The organism is Vogesella mureinivorans, from assembly GCF_007644035.1.
GTDB classification, from domain to species: domain Bacteria; phylum Pseudomonadota; class Gammaproteobacteria; order Burkholderiales; family Chromobacteriaceae; genus Vogesella; species Vogesella mureinivorans.
In genome coordinates this window covers 1-253 of the sequence record NZ_VMTV02000306.1, presented here as the reverse complement: position 1 = coordinate 253, position 253 = coordinate 1, and the positions used below count along the sequence as shown (strand labels likewise).

Annotated in this window: 1 protein-coding gene; it reads left to right on the top strand. The window is 65.2% G+C overall.

Going from position 1 to position 253, the window contains the following annotated elements; genetic code table 11:
- Nucleotides 1-253: MFS transporter (locus FLQ44_RS23635; RefSeq protein WP_170252920.1), on the top strand; the 253-nt coding region annotated here is incomplete at both ends.

Genomic DNA, 253 nt, shown 5'->3' with positions numbered 1-253 from the left:
AGCCCATGCCCCACACCCGCCCCACGGTTCCGCAGCTGCGCCTCGCCTTGATCCTCGGTGGGCTGGCGATGTTCGGGCCCTTCACCATCGACAGCATTTTTCCGGCGTTCGGGGTGATCCAGCGCGATTTTTCGATCACCGCCGCGGCCATGCAGCAGAGCATCAGCGTCTATCTGCTTGCCTATGCGCTGGCCAGCGTGATCCACGGTCCGCTGTCGGATGCCTATGGCCGCAAGCCGGTGCTGCTGGTCGG